Here is an 18,471-nt window from a genome sequence, read left to right on the forward strand (position 1 = left end):
GCGGCGGCGCTAGTGCCAGGTGCCGAAGACGCGTTCGGCGGTGGCGGTGAGCGCGTCGCAGAACTGCGCCAGGTCGGTCCCGGTCACCTCGGCGAGGGCGCGCACCGTGTGCGGCACCAGCCGCGAGGCGTTCGGCCGGCCCCGGAGCGGCACCGGGGTGAGGAACGGCGAGTCGGTCTCCACGAGCAGCTGCTCCAGCGGGGTCAGCGCCGCGGCCTCGCGCAGGTAGCCCGCGCTGCCGAACGTCACCGTGCCGGCGAAGGAGAGCACGAACCCGCGCTCGACGCAGGCCCGGGCGAACGCCGCGTCGCCGGAGAAGCAGTGCATGACGACGTGCTGGGGCGCCCCCTCGTCGTCGACCACCCGCAGCACCTCGTCGTGCGCGTCGCGGTCGTGGACGACCAGCGCCAGCCCGTGCCGCTTGGCGATGCGGATGTGCTCGCGGAAGGACGCCTCCTGCGCCGCCCAGCCCTCGGGGCCGGTCCGGTAGCGGTCCAGGCCGGTCTCCCCCACCGCCCGCACCCGCGGCAGCGCGGCGAGGCGGTCGATCTCGGCGAGGGCGTCGTCGTCGGCCTCCCCGGCACCGGCTTCGTTGGGGTGCACGGCGACCGCGGCGAGGACGTTCGGGTGCCGTGCGGCCAGCTCCGCCGACCACCGGGAGGAGGCGACGTCGACCCCGACCTGCACCAGACGCGGGACGCCCACCGCCACGGCGGCCGCGATCTCGGCGTCGACGTCGGCGTCCGTCGCCGTCGGCCCCCCCTCGGGACGGAAGCCGTCCAGGACGATGTCCAGGTGCGTGTGGCTGTCCACCGCCGGTGCCGGCAACGGCTCCGGGGACGGCGGCGGCTCGTCCCGCCGGTTCGCGCGGGACGCGGCGCTCCGGCTCACTCTCCTTCTTCCAGCCGCCGGAGCTCCTCCTCGACGACCGATTCGTCGAGCTTGGTGAAGATCGGCGTCGGCGGCGCCAGCGGCGTGCCCGGCGCGGCGAGCGGGGTGGACGCCCACACCGCCTGCCCCTGGTCGTAGGCCCCGGTGATGATCGGGTACGGCGAGCCGTCGTCGAGGTCGGTGACCTCCTGGATCTCCGGCGCCACCGACCACGTGCCCTCGCCCCCGAGCAGCTCGTGCACCTTCTGCGCCGAGTGCGGGAGGAGCGGGGTGAGCAGGGCGTTGCAGTCCTTGATCGCCTGCAGCGCGGTGTGCAGGACGGTGTCCCGGCGGGCCGGGTCCTCCTTGAGCTTCCACGGTGCCTGGTCCGACAGGTACTTGTTCGCCTCGCCGACCACCCGCATCGCCTCGCCGATGGCGGCCTTCTGGCGGTTGCGCGACAGCAGGTCGCCGACCGTGCCGAAGGCTCCGGAGGTGGTGCCCAGCAGCGCCCGGTCGTCGTCGGTGAGCTCACCCGGCGTCGGCACCGCACCGACGTTCTTCGCCGCCATCGAGACGCTGCGGTTGACCAGGTTGCCCCAGCCCGCGACGAGCTCCTCGTTGTTGCGCCGGCGGAACTGCTCCCAGGTGAAGTCGGTGTCCTGGTTCTCCGGGCCCGCGACGGCGATGAAGTAGCGCAGCGCGTCGGCGTCGTACCGGGCCAGGAAGTCGCGCACGTAGATGACGACCTGGCGGCTGCTCGAGAACTTGCGGCCCTCCATGGTGAGGAACTCGCTGGAGACGACCTCGGTGGGCAGGTTCAGCCGGCCGAGCGGGCCCGGCGTCCCGCCCTTGTCGCCCTCGCCGTTGTAGCCGAGCAGCTGGGCGGGCCAGATCTCGGAGTGGAAGACGATGTTGTCCTTGCCCATGAAGTAGTAGGCGTCGGAGTCCGGCGTCTGCCACCACTGCCGCCACGCGTCGGGGTCACCGGAGCGGCGGGCCCACTCGATGGACGCCGACAGGTACCCGACGACGGCGTCGAACCAGACGTAGATGCGCTTGTCGGGCCGGTCGCGCCAGCCGTCGAGGGGGACGGGCACACCCCAGTCGATGTCGCGGGTGTAGCTGCGGGGCTTGAGGTCCTCGAGCAGGTTCACGCTGAAGTTGAGGACGTTGGGGCGCCAGCTCTTGCGGGTGCCCAGCCAGTCGCCCAGCGCCCGGGTGAACGCCGGCAGGTCGAGGAAGTAGTGCTCGCTCTCGACGAACTTCGGCGTCTCGCCGTTGATCTTGCTGACCGGGTTGATCAGGTCGATCGGGTCGAGCTGGTTGCCGCAGTTGTCGCACTGGTCGCCGCGGGCGCCGTCGTAGCCGCAGATCGGGCAGGTGCCCTCGATGTAGCGGTCGGGCAGGGTGCGGCCGGTGGAGGGGCTGATCGCGCCGAGTGTCGTCTTCGGGAAGACGTAGCCGTTCTTCAGCAGGCCCAGGAAGATCTCCTGGCTGATCTGCGCGTGGTTGGCCGTCGACGTCCGGGTGAACAGGTCGTAGCTGAGCCCGAGCGACTGCAGGTCCCCGACGATGATCCGGTTGTTGCGGTCGGCGATCTCGCGGGGCGTGATTCCCTCGGCGTCGGCGGCGACCGTGATCGGGGTCCCGTGCTCGTCGGTGCCGCTCACCATCAGCACCCGGTCCCCGGCCATCCGGTGGTAGCGGCTGAAGACGTCGGAGGGGACGCCGAAGCCGGAGACGTGGCCGATGTGCCGCGGGCCGTTGGCGTAGGGCCACGCGACGGCGGTCAGGATGTGCCGATCACTCACGCGTTGAGACTAGGCGGACCCCGCGGCCGGTCGCCGGGGAACCCGCTCAGGGCTGGGAGACCACGCTGCCGACCGGGCCGGGCGGGCCGGCCTCGACCGGGCTGAGCACGGCGAAGCCGCCCAGGACGAGGGCGATGCCGCCGAGGGTGAGGGCGCACAGCGAGCGGTGCACGACCACCGGGTCGGGGCGGCGCACGCGGACCCGCGGGCCCTGGAGCACCCACTCCCGGGCCGACGGCGCGTCCACGAGCAGCAGCTTGCCGATCGTGAGCCCGAAGGCGCCGGCGAACAGCAGCGGGAGCGGCAGGCCACCGGTGAGCGCGGTCGGCAACGGCAGGAGGACCGCCATGCCGCCGAGCACCGACACCGCCGCCAGCTCGGCCACCGAGGTGACGACGAGCAGGGTGCGGGTGGAGCCGTCGACCAGCGCCGCCCCGGCGCCGGCGGTGAGGACGACCCAGGCGGCGAGCACGACCAGGGCCAGTCCGACGACCCAGCCCGACGGCCGGACCGGGGAGGCCAGGACGACGTCGGCCCGGGCGAGCCCGAACGCGAGGAGACCGACGGCCTCGATGACCGAGAGCGCAGCGGCCGCGAGCGCCGGCACCGGGATGCGTCGCAGCCCGCCGCCGACCGCGACGTCGGGGGCCGGCCGCTCCGGGCGGAGGTGGGACGACCCGACGGTGCTGCGGACGTCGAGGACGGTGCTCGCCACGAGGGTTTTCTCCCTGACCGGTCGGAGGTGTCTCGTGACTCGACGGCCGGTCGGGGCGGTGGCTGGAGCACCGGTCCCGGCCGCCTCACCCCTCGGGTGGGACACCCGCCCGATCCGGGAGCTGCGCGCGCTTAGGCTGCTGATCCCGGACGACGACCCGCGAGGAAGGCGGCACCCGCGATGACCACCCGGGACGAGCACCCCGCCACCCGCCTCGGGCCGAGCGATCCGCCGACGCTGCGCCCGCAGCCGGCCGGCCCGCAGCACCGCCGCCCCACCCGCCGGCCGGACGAGGGCGCCGTCGTCGACTGCGCGGTCTACGTCGGCGGGGAGCGGCAGGAGCCGGTGACCCCGCACGAGGCGCTGCGCGTCGCCGAGGAGCGCGACGGCTTCGTGTGGCTGGGCCTGTTCGCGCCCACCGAGGAGGAGCTGGGCGCGATCGCCGAGCGGTACGACCTGCACCCGCTCGCCGTCGAGGACGCCGTCTACGCCCACCAGCGCCCCAAGCTCGAGCCCTACGACGACGCGCTCTTCATGGTGCTCAAGACCGCGACGTACGTGGAGCACGAGGAGCTGACCGCCACCAGCGAGGTCGTGGACACCGGTGAGGTGATGGTGTTCCTCGGCCCCCGGTACGTGATCACGGTGCGGCACGGCGAGCACGGCGGGCTGACCGGCCTGCGGGAACGGCTGGAGGAGCAGCGCGACCTGCTGTGCCTGGGCCCCTCCGCAGTGCTCTACGCGGTCGCCGACCTCGTCGTCGACACCTTCGTGGAGGTCACCGCGGCCGTCGAGCAGGACGTCGAGGAGCTCGAGGCGTCGGTCTTCAGCCCGGAGCGCACCGACGACATCGGCCGGCTCTACCAGCTCAAGCGCGAGCTGCTGTCGCTGCGCCGGGCCGTCTCACCGCTGGAGGTGCCGCTGCAGAAGCTCGCGGAGCGGCCGGTCGACGTCGTCCCCGAGGCGATGCGCTCCTACTTCCGCGACGTGCTCGACCACGCCATCCGGGTGCGGGACCAGGTCGGCGGGCTGGACGAGCTGCTCACCTCGATCCTGCAGGCGTCGCTGGCCCGCACGACCATGGCCGACAACGAGGACATGCGGAAGATCTCGGCCTACGCGGGCATCATCGCCGTGCCCACCGCGATCGCCGGCATCTACGGCATGAACTTCGAGCACATGCCCGAGCTCGAGTGGCGGTTCGGCTACCCGCTGGTGCTGCTGGTGATCCTCGGCGCGATCGTGCTGCTCTACCGCGGCTTCAAGCGCAACGGCTGGCTGTAGGCGGCGCCGACTGTGCGCTCGTCGGGGTCACCGACGGCCGGGTTGACCCGGGAACTGCACGACGGCGGCCAAGCGGGCGAGGAGTTCGGCCGGACGGTGGAGATCGGCGGCGGTCACGAAGACCACGCGCCGTCGTCCGGCGGCAGGGCGGCGGCCACCCGGACGGCGGTCGCCTCGGGCAGGGTCACCCGCGCGCCGAAGCAGGGTCGGACGTCGTCCCGCGCGAGCGCCGCCCGGTGCACCCCGATGCCCGCGACGCGGACCGGCCGCCGGGACGGAGGAACGGTCAGCTCCACGTCGTCACCCGGACCGGCGAGCTCCACTCCCCACAGCACGGCGGCGCTGCACCCGGTGACGACGGCGTCCGCGAGGACGGGCGACGCGGCGGCCAGCGCGCGCAGCCGGTGTGCACTCCCCGGGGTCACCTGCCGCCCGGAGACCCCGGGAAGCGCAGAGGCGAGGGCTCAGGGGCGCTTGCCGGCGACCACGGCGTCGTAGACGGTCCGCTTGGGCAGCCCGGTGCGCTCCATGACAGCCCGGATCGCGTCCTTGCGGGTCGCGCCGGCTGCCTCCTCGTCGGCGACTGCGGCGGCGAGCTCAGGCGCGGTCAGCTCCACGGCGCGCGCCGGCGCCCCGGCGACCACCAGCGTGATCTCGCCCTTGACCCCGTCGGCCGCCCACGCGGCCAGCTCGCCCAGCCCGCCGCGCCGGATCTCCTCGTAGGTCTTGGTCAGCTCGCGGCACACCGCGGCCGGCCGGTCCTCGCCCAGCACCCCCGCGGCGTCGGCCAGCGCGTCGGCCAGCCGGTGCGGCGACTCGAAGAAGACCATCGTCCGCCGCTCGTCGGCCAGCGCGGTGAAGGTCGACCGCCGCTCGCCCGCCTTGCGCGGCAGGAAGCCCTCGAAGCAGAAGCGGTCCACGGGCAGGCCCGAGACCGCGAGCGCCGTCGTCACCGCCGAGGGCCCGGGCACGGAGGTGACCTCGATCCCGGCGTCGATGGCCGCCCGCACGAGCGAGTACCCCGGGTCGGAGACCGACGGCATCCCGGCGTCGGTGAGCAGCAGCACCGTGGCACCCGAGGAGAGCGCATCGAGCAGCCCGGGCAGGCGCGCCCGCTCCACCGACTCGTGGAAGGTGACCACCCGGCCGGTCAGCGTCACCTCGAGGTCGGCGGCCAGCCGGTGCAGGCGGCGGGTGTCCTCGCACGCCAGGACGTCGGCGCCGGCCATCGCCGCCCGCAGCCGCGGGCCGACGTCCCCGGGCTGCCCGAGGGGCGCCCCACCCAGCACCAGCCGTCCGCTCACCCGCCGAGCCTGTCACGCCCCGCCTCCGCGGCACGCCTGCAGGGGCCCGGCGCGAGCCTGCACGTGCCCGAAAGCAGGCGGGTCCTGTGTCTACCCTGACCGCATGGCGGTGCTGGCACCCGGGCGGGCGGAGCACGACCCGCAGGGGCCCCCGCGGCCGGCCGGGCCCCGGCTGCGCCGCCCGCCGTTCCCCGCCCGCCGCCGCGACGTCGTCCCGCCGCTGCCGGACGACCGGCGGACGGCGTGGACGATCGCCGCCGTCCTCGGCGCCGTGGCGCTGACCCTCCGGCTCTGGGGCATCGGCTACCCCCGCGAACTCGTCTTCGACGAGGCGTACTACCCGCCCGAGGCCCGCGAGCTGCTCGTCTGGGGCTTCGAGTACAACCGCGGCTACTCGTTCATCGTGCACCCGCCGCTGGGCAAGTGGCTGATCGCGCTCGGCGAGCAGCTGTTCGGCTACGACTCCTTCGGCTGGCGCTTCCCCTCGGCCGTGGCGGGCTCGATCGCCGTCGTCCTGCTCTTCCGGCTCACCCGGCGGCTCACCGGCTCCACCGTGATCGGCCTCTTCGCCGGGGTGCTGCTTCTCGTCGACGGCTTCCAGTTCACGCTGTCGCGGATCGGGCTCCTCGACATCTTCCTGCAGGTCTTCGTGCTCGCCGCCGTCTCCTGCCTCGTCGTCGACCGGGACGTCGTCCGCGCGCGGGTGCGGGCGGCCGCGGACGTCGGCGCGACCGGTTTCCGGCTCGGCCCGCGGGGCTGGCGGATCGCCGCCGGCGTCCTCTTCGGCTGCGCCTGCGCGGTGAAGTGGAGCGGCGTCTGGTTCCTCGCCTTCTTCGCCGTCCTCTCGCTGTTCTGGGACCGCTCCGCGTGGCGCGCGGCGGGCGTCCCCCGGCCGACCCGGACGGCGGCCCGCCGCGGGCTGCCCGGCGCGCTGTGGGCACTGGCCGCCGTGCCGGTGCTGACCTACCTGGCCAGCTTCACCGGCTGGTTCCTCGGTGAGACCTCGCAGGGCAAGGCGTGGGCCCAGCAGAACCCTGAGACGGCGTTCCCGTGGGTGCCCGACGCCCTGCGGTCGCTCTGGCACGAGCACGCCGAGTGGCTGCGCTTCCACAACGGCCTGTCCAGCCCGCACCCGTGGGAGTCCGGGCCGTGGTCGTGGCTGGTGACCGGCCGGCCGATCCTGCTGTGGAACCCCCAGGGGCTCGTCGACGCCGAGGGCGAGCAGGTCATCCGCTACATCCTCATGGTGGGGACGCCGACCCTCTGGTTCCTCTTCGCCCCCGCCACGCTCTGGCTCGCCTGGCGGATCGTCGCCCGGCGGGACCCGGCCGCGGTCCCCGTGGCCGTCGGCATCGCGGCGGGCTGGCTCACCTGGTTCCTCAACCTCGAGCGCACGATGTTCCTCTTCTACATGGCGCCGGTGCTGCCGTTCTTCGTGCTCGCGGTCGCCCTGCTGCTCCAGGACGTCGTCGGCCGCCCGGGCTCCGGCGAGTGGCGCCGGCGCGCGGGGCTGGCCACCGCCTGCGGGTACATCGCGATCGTCGCGGCCACCTTCGCCTTCTTCTGGCCCGTGCTCACCGGGCAGCCGCTCTCCCACCCCGAGTGGGCGCAGCGGATGTGGTTCCCGTCCTGGTTCTGAGCGCTCACCGCCTGCCCGCAGCCGGCACGGTGACGACGACGGCGTCACCGATCGCGCAGCCGGCGGCCGGTCAGACGACCGGTTCGGGACGCAGCTGCGGGAGGACCAGCGCCCAGAACGAGTCCAGCCGGCCCTCCAGGTCGCGCCGCGCGCTGAGCTCCTGGGAGACCTGCTGCATGCCGAAGAAGCTCGCCACGATGACCTGGGCGGTGCCGACCGGGTCGGCGCGCTGGTCGATCTGCCCGCGGGCCTGGCCCTGGGTGATCAGCTGCGCGAGCGCGTGCTGCCAGCCGACGTAGGGCTGCGGCAGCCTCGCCAGCGCCTCGGGGGGCAGCTCCGCCATGAGGCGCTTGGCGGCGCGGGTGACCGGGTCGGTCGCGAACTGCCGCCCCGCCACGTAGGTGACCGCCACGAGGGCGTCGAGCGCGTCGTCGTGGGAGTCGATGACGCCGCGCAGCAGTACCGGCCAGGTCTCGAACATCTGGTGGACGACCGCGACCGCCACGCTCTCCTTGGACTCGAAGTGCCAGTAGAGCGCGCCCTTGGTCATGCCGGTGCCCGCGACGATGTCGTTCAGCGAGGTGGCCGCGTAGCCGCGCTCGCCGAACTCCCGGGCGGCGACGTCGAGGATGAGCTGCCGGGTGGCGGCGCTGTCGCCGGCCCGCCCGCGGGCGCGCCGCGGCGCCGGGGAGGCCCCGACCGGTGACCCAACCATCGCAGCGCCTCCCGTGGGGGCCGTCCCGCCCCGTGTCGCCGGGCAGCGTAGCGGTCTGGGCGGCGGATCGGGCCCCGTCGGAACGACGACGGCGCCGCCGGGGAGGAGTCCCCGGCGGCGCCGACCACCGTGTGGGTGGAGCTGAGGGGATTTGAACCCCTGACCCCCTCGATGCGAACGAGGTGCGCTACCGGTCTGCGCCACAGCCCCCAGTGCTGGGTCGAAGAGTACCGCCCGCCCGCTCCGGCCCCGCCACCGGGGGCGGGGCCGGCCCCGTGCAGGCCCCGCCGCGAGCGCGCGAGCGGGGGGGGTGCTTCCTCAGCCGTTGGCCGCCCGGGCGGGGCGGTACTCCTCGATGTCGGCGAAACCGATGTCGTCGTCGTCCAGCCCGACCACCGCGCTGTTCTGCCAGCCGGCCGGCGCGGGGGTGCGCGCGGCGACCACGCGCCCGGGGCGCAGGGCGTGCACGGGGGCGAGCGGGACGCTGGGGTGCGGCAGGACGGGCAGCGCCTCCTGGGCGACGGTCTCGTGCACCTCCGGCGACGTGCGCTGGGCCGGTGCGGGCCGGGCGGCCGGGCGGGCCGGCGCCCGGAGGGACTCCCGCGCCGCGGCACGGGCGGCGCGGCGCGCGGCCAGCCGCTCACGCCGGGCGACCTTGCGCAGCACCAGCACGTAGCCCGCGGTCGCGACGGTGGCTATCGCCTGGAGGATCCACAGCCACGGCGTCAGCAGCAGCGCGCCGGCCAGCGACGCCAGGGTGAGCAGCACCAGGCCGCCCAGCACCCGGCGGCGCAGCGCGTGCACGTCCACCTTCAGCTCCCCCGTGGTGCGCAGGACCTCGCGGTCGATGGACACCCGCTCGGTCGCCGCGTGACGCACGGGGTCCACCGCGCGACGCCGCTGCAGGGTCCGCCCCGAGTCGGCAGGTTCGAGCCGGCCGTCCTGCCCGTCGCCGCGGGTCACCACCATGGGCACCAGCACGACGAACCACAGCACGACCAGAGCGGCCAGCAGCACACCCGATCCCATACGACACCACCTGTCACATCAGTCACTCGCCGGGCGAGGTTATGCAGGCCGGGGGCCGGTGTCCGGGAGGCGCGCGGGTGTGTCGCCGATGTGTTGTGGGACCGGTGTGACGGGAGACGGCGTGTCACCCGCGGCCACCTCCGCACCGGCCACCGTGCGTGCTATGCCGACGAGCCGATCAGTCGACGGGTCGACCCGGGGCGGACCGCTCCCAGCGCTCCAGCACCCCGCGCGGCAGGTCCTCGGCGAGCAGGGCGTAGCTGAGGTGGTCGCGCCAGTCGCCGTCGATGTCGAGGTAGCGGCGCAGCAGCCCTTCGCGCTGGAACCCCAGCCGCTCCACCAGCCGCTGGCTGGGCCCGTTCTCCGGGCGGATGTCGGCCTGCAGCCGGTGCAGCCCCGCCGGCCCGAAGGCGTGGTCGCACACCAGCGCCACCGCCAGCGAGGCGACGCCGCGGCCGGCCACCGAGCGGTCGATCCAGTAGCCCAGGTACCCGGTGCGCAGCGCGCCCCGGACGATGTTGTCGACCGTCACCTGACCGGCCAGCCGCCCCTCGACCCGGATCGCGAAGGGCAGCGAGGTGCCCGCGCGGGCGCGGCGGGCCATGACCCGCCGCATCGCCCGGTAGGCCGCCGGGCTGTGCCGGGCCTGCCAGGAGACGGCGGCGGTCGGCTCCCAGGGGCGCAGCCAGTCCTCGTTGGCCAGCCGCAGGGCGCTCCACTCCGCGGCGTCGCGGCGGCGCAGCGGGTGCAGCTCCACCGGCCCCCGGGCGAGCTGCGCCGGCCAGCCGGGGTGCAGCAGCGGATCGGTCACGGCGGGCGCGGTCAGCCGCCGAGCAGCAGCGGCATGACGGTGACCAGCCCGCCGGCGGCCACCTCGGTGACGTCCTCGTCGATGACGATCAGGCAGTTGGCGCGCGCCATCCGCGCCAGCAGGGCGTCGGTGGCCTCGCCCACGGGTTCGACGACGTAGCCGCCGTCGGGGTGGCGCATGACGCTGCCGTGCAGGTACTGGCGGTAGCCCAGCGGCGAGAGCAGCTGCTGGCCGGAGATGGCCTGCACCGTGCGCCGGAACAGCTGCCGCTTGCCGAGCATCAGGCGGATGGCGGGGCGGACGAACACCTCGAAGGAGACCAGCGCCGCGACCGGCTCCCCGGGGATGCAGATGACCGGCACCTCGTCGCGCCCCAGCCGGCCGAAGCCCTGCGCGGGGCCGGGGTGCATGGCCACCTGGCGGAAGCGCATGTCCCCGAGCGCGCCCAGCGCCTCCTGCACCATGTCGAACCCCGAGCCGGTGAAGGTGCCCGAGATGAGCACCAGGTCGCTGCGCAGCAGCTGGCTCTCGAGCACCTCGGCCAGCCGCCGCTGGTCGCCCGGCAGGATCCCCCACCGGTAGGCGTCGGCGCCGGCGTCGCGGGCGGCCGCCGCCAGTGCGTAGCTGTTGACGTCCACCACCTGGCCCGGCGCCAGCGGAGAGCTGATGTCCACCAGCTCCGTGCCGGCGCTCAGCACCGCGACCCGGGGTCGGGGACGGACGAGGACGCGGTCGCGCCCGACGGCGGCCAGCAGGCTGATCTGCGCGGGCCCGATCGGGGTGCCGACGTGCACGGCCGGGTCCCCCGGGGCGACGTCGTCACCGGTGAGCCGCACGTAGCTGCCCACCGGCGGCCCGGCCTGGACGGCGACCCGCGCCGCGCCGTTGTCGGTCCACACCGCCGGGACGACGACGTCGGCCCCGGACGGCAGCATCGCTCCCGCGGCGACCCGCATCGCCAGCCCCGGGCCGATCGACGACGGCCCGCTGGCCCCCGCCACGCTCTCCCCCACGACGGGCAGCTCCGCCGGGCGGGCGACGGTCGCGTCGGCGACGTCCTCGGCGCGCACGGCGTAGCCGTCGAGGGCCGCCTGGTCGAAGGCCGGCAGCGCCCGCTGGCTGACGACGTCCTCGGCGCAGAGCAGGCCCTGCGCGTCGAGGACGGCGAGCTCGATCGGGTCCGGCTGCGGCACCGCGGCGAGGATCTCGTCGAGGTGGCGCTCGACGGTGCGCACGTGGGGGGAGGCGTCGGAGCGGCCGTCCGCCGGCAGCGGCACCGGTCCGGTGAGCGCCCGCTGCGCCGGCACCGGCTCGGCGGCGGCCGGCGCGCCGGCGACCGGGCCGGTCCGCCGGGGCGGGGCCATGGGCATGTCGACCTGCGCGGTGTCCCGGTGCCCCCGGAACTCCCCGCCGCTGCTGCCGTCGTCGCTCTGCCCGAGCATCCTCACCACCGTCGTCCCGCCGTGCCGTCTCCCGGCACCGGCCCCCGCGGCAGCGCCGGCCCCGGACGGGGCCGGCGTCGTGCCACGGGTCCGATCGTGCCCTCGCGGGCGCCGGTCAGGACGACGACGCGCCCTCGGCGGGCAGCTCGGTGACGAACTCGCGCAGCCAGCCGCGGAGCGACGGACCCAGGTCCTCGCGCTCGCTGGCCAGCCGGATGACCGCCTTGAGGTAGTCCAGCTTGTCGCCGGTGTCGTAGCGGCGGCCGCCGAAGACGACGCCGTGGACCGGCTCACCGCGCTCGACGAGGGTGGCCAGGGCGTCGGTCAGCTGGATCTCGCCACCCCGCCCGGGCGCGGTCTCGCGGAGCACGTCGAAGATCTCCGGCGCGAGCACGTAGCGCCCGATGATCGCCAGGCTGCTGGGGGCCTCGTCGACGGGTGGCTTCTCGACCAGGCCCGTGACGGCGACGACGTCGGTGCCGTCGACGGTCGGCTCGACGGCCACGGCGCCGTACTTGTCGATGTTCTCCCGGCCGACGTCGAGCAGGGCGATCACCGAGCCGCCGTGCTCGGCCTGGACGGCCAGCATCTGCTCCAGCAGGTGGTCACGGGCATCGATCAGGTCGTCGCCGAGGAGCACGGCGAACGGCTCGTCGCCGACGAAGGCGGCCGCCTGCAGCACGGCGTGACCCAGCCCGCGGGCCTCGCCCTGGCGCACGAAGTGCACCTGCGCGACCTCGGTGGACTCGTGCACGGCGGCGAGGCGACCGGCGTCGCCCTTCTTCTCCAGCGCGGTCTCGAGCTCGGGGGTGCGGTCGAAGAAGTCCTCGATGGCCGCCTTGCCGCGGCCGGTGACCATGAGCACCTCGGGCAGCCCGGCGCGGGCGGCCTCCTCGACGATGTACTGGAGGGCCGGCCGGTCGACGACCGGGAGCAGCTCCTTCGGGACGGCCTTGGTGGCCGGCAGGAAGCGGGTGCCCATTCCTGCGACGGGGATGACCGCCTTCCGGGCCGTACGGGTGAGGGGCATCGACATGTGGGGCAGCCTATCTAGGCTGCGCCGGTGAGCACCTCGCCCGCGGAGGCCGCCGCCAAGGCCGCGCTCCGCGCCGAGCTGCTGGGACGCCGCGCGGCCCGCCCCGCCGACGAGCGGGCGGCGGCCGCGCGGGCGGTCGCCGCCACGCTGGCCGACCGGCTCGCCGGGGTCCCCACCGTCGCCGCGTTCGTGCCCGACCCGGCCGAGCCCGGGCACGGCCTGCTCCCGGCCGCGCTGGCCGGCCGCGACCGCCTGCTGCTCCCCGTCGTGCCCGCCCGCGGCCGGGAGCTGGACTGGGCGGTGCACACCGGCGAGCTCGCGCCGGGCCGGTTCGGGCTGCTGGAGCCGGTCGGGCCGCGGCTGGGCCCGGCCGCGCTCGCCGCGGCCGGCGCCGTCGTCGTCCCCGCGACGGCGGTCGCCCGGGACGGGACCCGGCTGGGCCGCGGCGGCGGGTACTACGACCGCGCCCTGCGGCATGCCCGGCCCGGGGCGGTCCTGGTGGCGGTCGTGTTCGACGACGAGGTGGTCGACCGGCTGCCGGGCGAGCCGCACGACCTGCGGGTGACGGCGGTGGTCACGCCGTCCGGTGGATGGCAGGCGCTACCGGCGAGTCACTGACACAGTGAGCGAGCCGCAGCCCCGGACCTGGTGGGAGTGACCGTGTCGCCCGAGATCGTCACCATCCTGGCGCTGGTCGTGATCTTCGCGATCGCGACCTTCCTGCCGATCAACATGGGGGCGCTGGCGTTCGTCGCCGCCTTCGTCGTGGGCACCCTCTCGGTGGGGTTGACCACCGACGACATCATCAGCGGGTTCCCCGCCGGCCTGGTGCTGACCCTGATCGGGGTCACCTACCTGTTCGCCATCGCGCAGAACAACGGCACGGTGGACCTGCTGGTCCGGGGCGCGGTGAGGATGGTCGGCGGCCACGTGGCGGCCATCCCGTGGATCATGTTCGCCGTCACCGCCGTCCTCACGGGCATCGGCGCGCTGTCGCCGGCGGCGGTCGCGATCATCGCCCCGATCGCGCTCACCTTCGCCGCCCGGCACGAGATCAGCCCGCTGCTGATGGGGATGATGGTCATCCACGGCGCCCAGGGGGGCGGCTTCTCCCCCATCAGCGTCTACGGCGTCACGGTGAACACCATCGTCGAGGACGAAGGGCTGCCGGGCAGCCCCCTGGCGGTGTTCCTCGGGGCGCTGCTCTTCAACATCGCGATCGCCCTGGTCCTGTTCTTCGCGCTCGGCGGCCGGAAGCTGCTGGGCCGCAAGGTCGCCGCCGAACCGATCCCGCACGGCGAGCACGCCCACGGCACGGTGGTGCGCGGCCACGGCGCCGCGCCCGGGCCCGCCGTCGGCGGGGACGACGACGAGCACATCCACCCCGACCGCCCGTCGCCGGTGCGCTTCGAGCAGGTGCTCACGCTGGTCGGGCTGGTCGTCGTCGCCGTCCTGGCGCTCGCCTTCGACCTGGACATCGGCTTCGTCGCGATCACCGTCGCCGTCGTCCTGGCGCTGTTCTCCGCCCAGCAGCACAAGGGCGCGGTCACCCAGATCAGCTGGTCGACGATCCTCCTGATCGCCGGCGTCCTGACCTTCGTGTTCGTCCTCGAGGAGGCCGGCACCATCGACTACGTCGGCGACGCGGTCATCGGCCTCGGGGTCCCGCTGCTCATCGCGCTGCTGCTGGCCTACATCGGCGGCGTCGTCTCGGCCTTCGCGTCGTCGACGGCGATCATCGGCGTCGCCATCCTCCTCGCGGTGCCGTTCCTCGAGGCCGGGGCCATCAGCGCGATCGGCGTGGTGGTCGCCCTGTCGGTGGCCTCCACGATCGTCGACGTGAGCCCGTTCTCGACCAACGGCGCGCTCGTGCTGGCCAACGCGCAGGACGTCGACCGCGACCGCTTCTACAAGCAGATCCTGGCCTACGCCGCGATCGTGGTGGCCGTCGGACCGCTGCTGTCGTGGCTGGTCTTCGTGGTGCCCGGCTGGTTGTGACCCGGCCGGCCACCGATGTCTCAGCGCTGAGACACTTCCGGGGCGCAGCCATCGGAGCCGCACCCCCCGAGCGAGGGAGCACACCATGCCCGGACCGCTGGACGGCGTCCTCGTCGTCGACCTCACCCGCGCCCTCGCCGGGCCGCACGCCGCGATGATGCTCGGCGACCTCGGCGCCCGCGTGATCAAGGTCGAGACGCCGGGGACCGGTGACGACACCCGCAGCTGGGGGCCGCCGTTCGTGACCCCCGAGAGCGGGGACCGGGAGTCCACCTACTTCCTCTCGACCAACCGCAACAAGGAGTCGATCACCCTCGACCTCAAGGACGAGGGCGACAAGACCGTGCTCACCGGGCTGCTCCAGCGCGCCGACGTGCTGCTGGAGAACTTCCGCCCGGGCACGCTGGCCCGCCTGGGCTTCGGCACCGACGTGCTGGCCGAGCTGAACCCGCGGCTGGTGACGCTGGCGATCAGCGGGTTCGGCCACGACGGCCCCGAGGGCGGTCGCGCGGGGTACGACCAGATCGCCCAGGGAGAGGGTGGGCTGATGTCGCTCACGGGCTCGGGGCCCGACGACCCGCAGCGGGTCGGCGTGCCCATCGGCGACCTGCTGGCCGGCATGTACGGCGCCTACGGCGTCCTCGCCGCGCTGATCGAGCGGGGCCGCACCGGCCGCGGGCAGGTGGTGCGCACCTCGCTGCTCGCCGCGATCGTCGGCGTGCACGCCTTCCAGGGGACGTCGTGGACCGTGGCCGGCAAGGTCGGTGCCGCGCAGGGCAACCACCACCCCTCGATCGCCCCCTACGGGCTCTTCCACTGCCAGGGCGGCAGCGTCCAGGTGGCGTGCGCCAACGACTCCCTCTGGCGGAAGCTCTGCGCCGAGTTCGGCTTCGACCCCGAGGCTCCCGGGATGGCGACGAACGGCGACCGGGTGGAGCACCGCGAGGAGGTGATCGCCCTCCTCGAGGGCGCGTTCGCCGACATCCCCGCCGAGGACCTGCTGGCCCGGTTGGCCAAGGTCGGCATCCCGTCGGGCAAGGTCCGCACGATCGACGAGGTCTACGGCTGGGACCAGGCGCTGTCGCAGGGGCTGCTGGTCGACGTCGACCACGCCACCCTGGGCCGGCTGCAGCTGCCCGGCCCGCCGCTGCGCTTCTTCGCCGCCGGGGCCGACGGCGAGACCGAGACCACGCGCCGGGAGCACTCGGCTCCCCCTGTGCTGGGCGCCGACGGCGAGGCCATCCGCGCCTGGCTGAACGGCCCCGCCACGTGACCGCGCGGCCGGACGCCCGGACGCTGCGCGACCTCGTCCTCGACCCGGGGTCGTGGCAGTCGTGGGACTCCCCCGTCCCGCCCCGCGACGTGGCGGACGACTACGCCGCCGAGCTGGCCCGCGCCGCGGAGAAGTCACGGCAGGACGAGTCGGTCATCACCGGCGAGGGCAGGCTGCGCGGCCGCCGCGTCGCCGTCGTCGCCGGCGAGTTCGGCTTCCTCGCCGGCTCCATCGGGGTGGCCGCCGCCGAGCGGCTGATCGCGGCGGTGGAGCGGGCCACCGACGAGGGGCTGCCGCTGCTGGCGGCGCCGGTCTCCGGGGGCACCCGCATGCAGGAGGGCACGGTCGCCTTCCTGCAGATGATCGGGATCACCGCCGCGATCGCCCGGCACAAGGAGGCGGGGTTGCCCTACCTGGTCTACCTCCGCCACCCGACCTTCGGGGGCGTGCTGGCCTCCTGGGGGTCGCTCGGTCACGTGACCATCGCCGAGCCCGGCGCCGCCATCGGGTTCCTCGGGCCGCGGGTCTACGAGGCGCTCTACGGCGAGCCCTTCCCCGAGGGCGTGCAGACCGCGGAGAACCTGGCCGCCCGCGGTCTCATCGACGCCGTGGTCCCGCACGACCAGATCGCCGACGTCGCCGACCGCGCGCTGCGGGTGCTCTCGGCCCGGCAGACCTGGCACCTCGACGTCCGGGACGCCGAGCGGCCGACCGCCGAGGACGGCACCGACGCCGACGACCCGGAGGACGGGCGCAGCGCGTGGGAGGTCGTGACCGCGTCACGGAGGGAGGACCGCCCTGGCGTCCGGCGGCTGCTGCGGACCGCGGCCACCGACGTCGTCGGTCTCTCCGGCACCGGCGCCGGCGAGAAGGACCCCGGGCTGCTGCTGGCGCTGGCCCGCTTCGGCGGGGCGCCCTGCGTCGTTCTGGGGCAGGACCGGCGCGGCCAGTCGCTGTCGGCGCCGCTGGGGCCGGCGGCGCTGCGCGAGGCGCGCCGCGGGATGCACCTGGCCGAGGAGCTGCGGCTGCCGCTCGTCACGCTCATCGACACCCCCGGCGCGGCGCTGTCCCGCGAGGCCGAGGAGGGCGGGCTCGCCGGGGAGATCGCCCGCTGCCTGCACGACCTGGTGGTGCTCAAGGCACCCACCCTCGCGGTGCTGCTGGGCCAGGGCACCGGCGGCGGCGCGCTGGCGCTGGTGCCGGCCGACCGCGTCCTCGCCGCGGCGAACGGCTGGCTGGGCCCGCTGCCCCCGGAGGGCGCGAGCGCCATCGTGCACCGCACGGTGGACCGCGCCGACGAGATGGCCGCGCACCAGGGCGTGCGCGCCACCGATCTGTGGCGCGCCGGGATCGTCGACCGGGTGGTGCCCGAGCGGCCCGACGCGGCCGACGAGCCGGTCGAGTTCTGCCTGCGGCTGGGCCGGGTGCTGGGCGAGGAGCTGGCCGGGCTGCTCGGCCGCGACGACACCGAGCGGTTCCGCACCCGGCTGCACCGCTACCGCCACCTGGGCCGTTGACCTCCCGGGAGCTGAGCCAGGACGGCGCGGGGGGCGACCACCGGCGCCGGTGACCCTGGGACGATGGCGGGGTGAGCGACGGCGACGCGGGTCCGAGGACGCCCGGGGACGACGGCCGCGCCCCCGTCGTCCGCCCGGCTCCCCACCGGTGGTTCTGGTACGCACTGGGCGGCCGCCTGCCCGAGCGCCACCGGGGCTGGGTCCTGCACGACACCACGACCGGGACGTGGTGGGCCCGGCACGTCCTCCGGACCCTGGTCCAGCTGGCCGTCCCCATCGCGCTCGTCGTGGCGTTCCTGCCCGCGCCGCTGGGGCTGCGGCTGGCGGTCGCGGGCGGTGGGATCTTCCTGGGCCTGATCTTCTCGCTGGCCTACATGCCCGAGACCACCGAGAACCGCGTGGTGAAGGCGGGCTACCCCGCCGGCACCGCGACCGCCGCCCGGGAGCGCGCCGGGCTGGTCGCCCAGCAGCGCGAGACGGAGCGGAAGCGGGCGGCGGCGGCCCGGCGGGCCGCCCGCTACCGGGAGCGCCAGGACCGCTGACGCGGCGGCGAACGCGTGGCACGATCCGGCCCGTGACCAGCGGACCGGCCGCCGACCCGCACCTGCGCGACCTCGTGCGGCTGCGCCGGGTCAAGGACCGGATCGACCGCGAGTACGCCCGGCCGCTGGACGTCGCCTCGCTCGCCCGTGGGGCCCACATGTCGGCCGGCCACCTCAGCCGGGAGTTCAAGCGCGCCTACGGCGAGTCCCCGTACGCCTACCTGATGACGCGGCGCATCGAGCGCGCGATGGCGCTGCTGCGGCGCGGCGACCTGACCGTCACCGAGGTCTGCTTCGCGGTGGGCTGCTCGTCGCTGGGCACCTTCAGCACCCGGTTCACCGAACTGGTCGGCGTACCGCCGAGCACCTACCGGCGGGAGGCGGCGGAGGCGACCTCCGGCATCCCGTCGTGCACGGCGAAGCAGGTCACCAGACCGGTCAGGAATCGAGAAGCGCCGGCACCCGCCGCGTCCCTAGCGTGA

General features: G+C 74.9%; 18 protein-coding genes and 1 tRNA gene. 8 read left to right on the plus strand and 11 right to left on the minus strand.

Annotated elements, in window-relative coordinates:
• Nucleotides 1-9: 9 nt before the first annotated feature.
• Genes ACI792_RS01450 through ACI792_RS01460 form a run of 3 tightly spaced genes read right to left on the minus strand, consistent with a single transcriptional unit; the run spans nt 10 to nt 3,399 of the window.
• The gene (locus ACI792_RS01450) at nt 10-891 is read right to left on the minus strand and encodes a TatD family hydrolase (RefSeq protein ID WP_456601006.1); all 882 of its coding nucleotides are present in this window, start codon (nt 889-891) and stop codon (nt 10-12) included.
• A complete protein-coding gene (gene metG, locus ACI792_RS01455; protein WP_456601007.1) occupies nt 888-2,684 on the minus strand; it encodes a methionine--tRNA ligase in 1,797 nt (598 codons plus the stop codon). Before metG ends, ACI792_RS01450 begins: the two co-directional genes overlap by 4 nt.
• Nucleotides 2,685-2,730: 46 nt before the next feature.
• The gene (locus ACI792_RS01460; protein WP_456601008.1) at nt 2,731-3,399 is read right to left on the minus strand and encodes a hypothetical protein; all 669 of its coding nucleotides are present in this window, start codon (nt 3,397-3,399) and stop codon (nt 2,731-2,733) included.
• A 180-nt stretch (nt 3,400-3,579) separates the two neighbouring features.
• Between ACI792_RS01460 and corA the strand changes: the two genes are divergently transcribed.
• Nucleotides 3,580-4,683, plus strand: a complete 1,104-nt coding sequence (gene corA, locus ACI792_RS01465; RefSeq protein ID WP_456579402.1) for a magnesium/cobalt transporter CorA — start codon at nt 3,580-3,582, stop codon at nt 4,681-4,683.
• Between the two features lie 113 nt (nt 4,684-4,796).
• Here the strand turns inward: corA and ACI792_RS01470 are convergent, their stop codons facing one another.
• Both ACI792_RS01470 and rsmI read right to left on the minus strand, forming a co-directional pair.
• Nucleotides 4,797-5,108: a hypothetical protein gene (locus tag ACI792_RS01470; protein WP_456601009.1), complete on the minus strand. Its 312-nt coding sequence runs from the start codon at nt 5,106-5,108 to the stop codon at nt 4,797-4,799.
• A gap of 39 nt (nt 5,109-5,147) precedes the next feature.
• Nucleotides 5,148-5,987: a 16S rRNA (cytidine(1402)-2'-O)-methyltransferase gene (gene rsmI / locus ACI792_RS01475; protein ID WP_456601010.1), complete on the minus strand. Its 840-nt coding sequence runs from the start codon at nt 5,985-5,987 to the stop codon at nt 5,148-5,150.
• A 103-nt stretch (nt 5,988-6,090) separates the two neighbouring features.
• On the opposite strand from rsmI, the gene ACI792_RS01480 reads away from it, so the two are divergent.
• Nucleotides 6,091-7,626: a dolichyl-phosphate-mannose--protein mannosyltransferase gene (locus ACI792_RS01480; RefSeq protein WP_456601011.1), complete on the plus strand. Its 1,536-nt coding sequence runs from the start codon at nt 6,091-6,093 to the stop codon at nt 7,624-7,626.
• 70 nt (nt 7,627-7,696) lie between these two features.
• On the opposite strand, the gene ACI792_RS01485 is transcribed toward ACI792_RS01480, so the two are convergent.
• The 6 genes from ACI792_RS01485 to galU form a co-directional block, all read right to left on the minus strand.
• On the minus strand, nt 7,697-8,341 hold the full coding sequence (locus ACI792_RS01485) for a ScbR family autoregulator-binding transcription factor (protein ID WP_456601012.1): 645 nt from the start codon (nt 8,339-8,341) through the stop codon (nt 7,697-7,699).
• 136 nt (nt 8,342-8,477) lie between these two features.
• Nucleotides 8,478-8,551: transfer RNA gene (locus ACI792_RS01490), tRNA-Ala, on the minus strand.
• A 108-nt stretch (nt 8,552-8,659) separates the two neighbouring features.
• Complete coding sequence (locus ACI792_RS01495) at nt 8,660-9,370, minus strand: hypothetical protein (protein WP_456601013.1); 711 nt, start codon at nt 9,368-9,370, stop codon at nt 8,660-8,662.
• Between the two features lie 178 nt (nt 9,371-9,548).
• Complete coding sequence (locus tag ACI792_RS01500; RefSeq protein ID WP_456601014.1) at nt 9,549-10,181, minus strand: GNAT family N-acetyltransferase; 633 nt, start codon at nt 10,179-10,181, stop codon at nt 9,549-9,551.
• A gap of 11 nt (nt 10,182-10,192) precedes the next feature.
• Nucleotides 10,193-11,623 (minus strand): molybdotransferase-like divisome protein Glp, encoded by a 1,431-nt coding sequence (gene glp / locus ACI792_RS01505; protein ID WP_456601015.1) that lies wholly within the window; start codon nt 11,621-11,623, stop codon nt 10,193-10,195.
• Nucleotides 11,624-11,738: 115 nt separating this feature from the next.
• Nucleotides 11,739-12,659, minus strand: coding sequence for a UTP--glucose-1-phosphate uridylyltransferase GalU (gene galU / locus ACI792_RS01510; protein ID WP_456601016.1), 921 nt, complete (start codon nt 12,657-12,659; stop codon nt 11,739-11,741).
• 27 nt (nt 12,660-12,686) lie between these two features.
• Here galU and ACI792_RS01515 point away from each other — a divergent pair, with 27 nt between their 5' ends.
• From ACI792_RS01515 to ACI792_RS01540, 6 genes are all read left to right on the plus strand, one after another.
• Complete coding sequence (locus ACI792_RS01515; RefSeq protein WP_456601017.1) at nt 12,687-13,277, plus strand: 5-formyltetrahydrofolate cyclo-ligase; 591 nt, start codon at nt 12,687-12,689, stop codon at nt 13,275-13,277.
• Nucleotides 13,278-13,319: 42 nt separating this feature from the next.
• The gene (locus ACI792_RS01520; RefSeq protein ID WP_456601018.1) at nt 13,320-14,657 is read left to right on the plus strand and encodes an SLC13 family permease; all 1,338 of its coding nucleotides are present in this window, start codon (nt 13,320-13,322) and stop codon (nt 14,655-14,657) included.
• An 85-nt stretch (nt 14,658-14,742) separates the two neighbouring features.
• Entirely contained in the window at nt 14,743-15,930 is a 1,188-nt protein-coding gene (locus ACI792_RS01525; protein ID WP_456601019.1) for a CaiB/BaiF CoA transferase family protein, read from the plus strand.
• On the plus strand, nt 15,927-17,447 hold the full coding sequence (locus ACI792_RS01530; RefSeq protein WP_456601020.1) for a carboxyl transferase domain-containing protein: 1,521 nt from the start codon (nt 15,927-15,929) through the stop codon (nt 17,445-17,447). The genes ACI792_RS01525 and ACI792_RS01530 overlap by 4 nt, the downstream gene beginning before the upstream one ends.
• A gap of 71 nt (nt 17,448-17,518) precedes the next feature.
• Complete coding sequence (locus ACI792_RS01535; protein ID WP_456579415.1) at nt 17,519-17,989, plus strand: DUF5313 family protein; 471 nt, start codon at nt 17,519-17,521, stop codon at nt 17,987-17,989.
• Nucleotides 17,990-18,021: 32 nt separating this feature from the next.
• Nucleotides 18,022-18,471 (plus strand): helix-turn-helix transcriptional regulator, encoded by a 450-nt coding sequence (locus ACI792_RS01540; RefSeq protein WP_456579416.1) that lies wholly within the window; start codon nt 18,022-18,024, stop codon nt 18,469-18,471.

The sequence above is a fragment of the Blastococcus sp. SYSU DS0669 genome, from assembly GCF_054050895.1.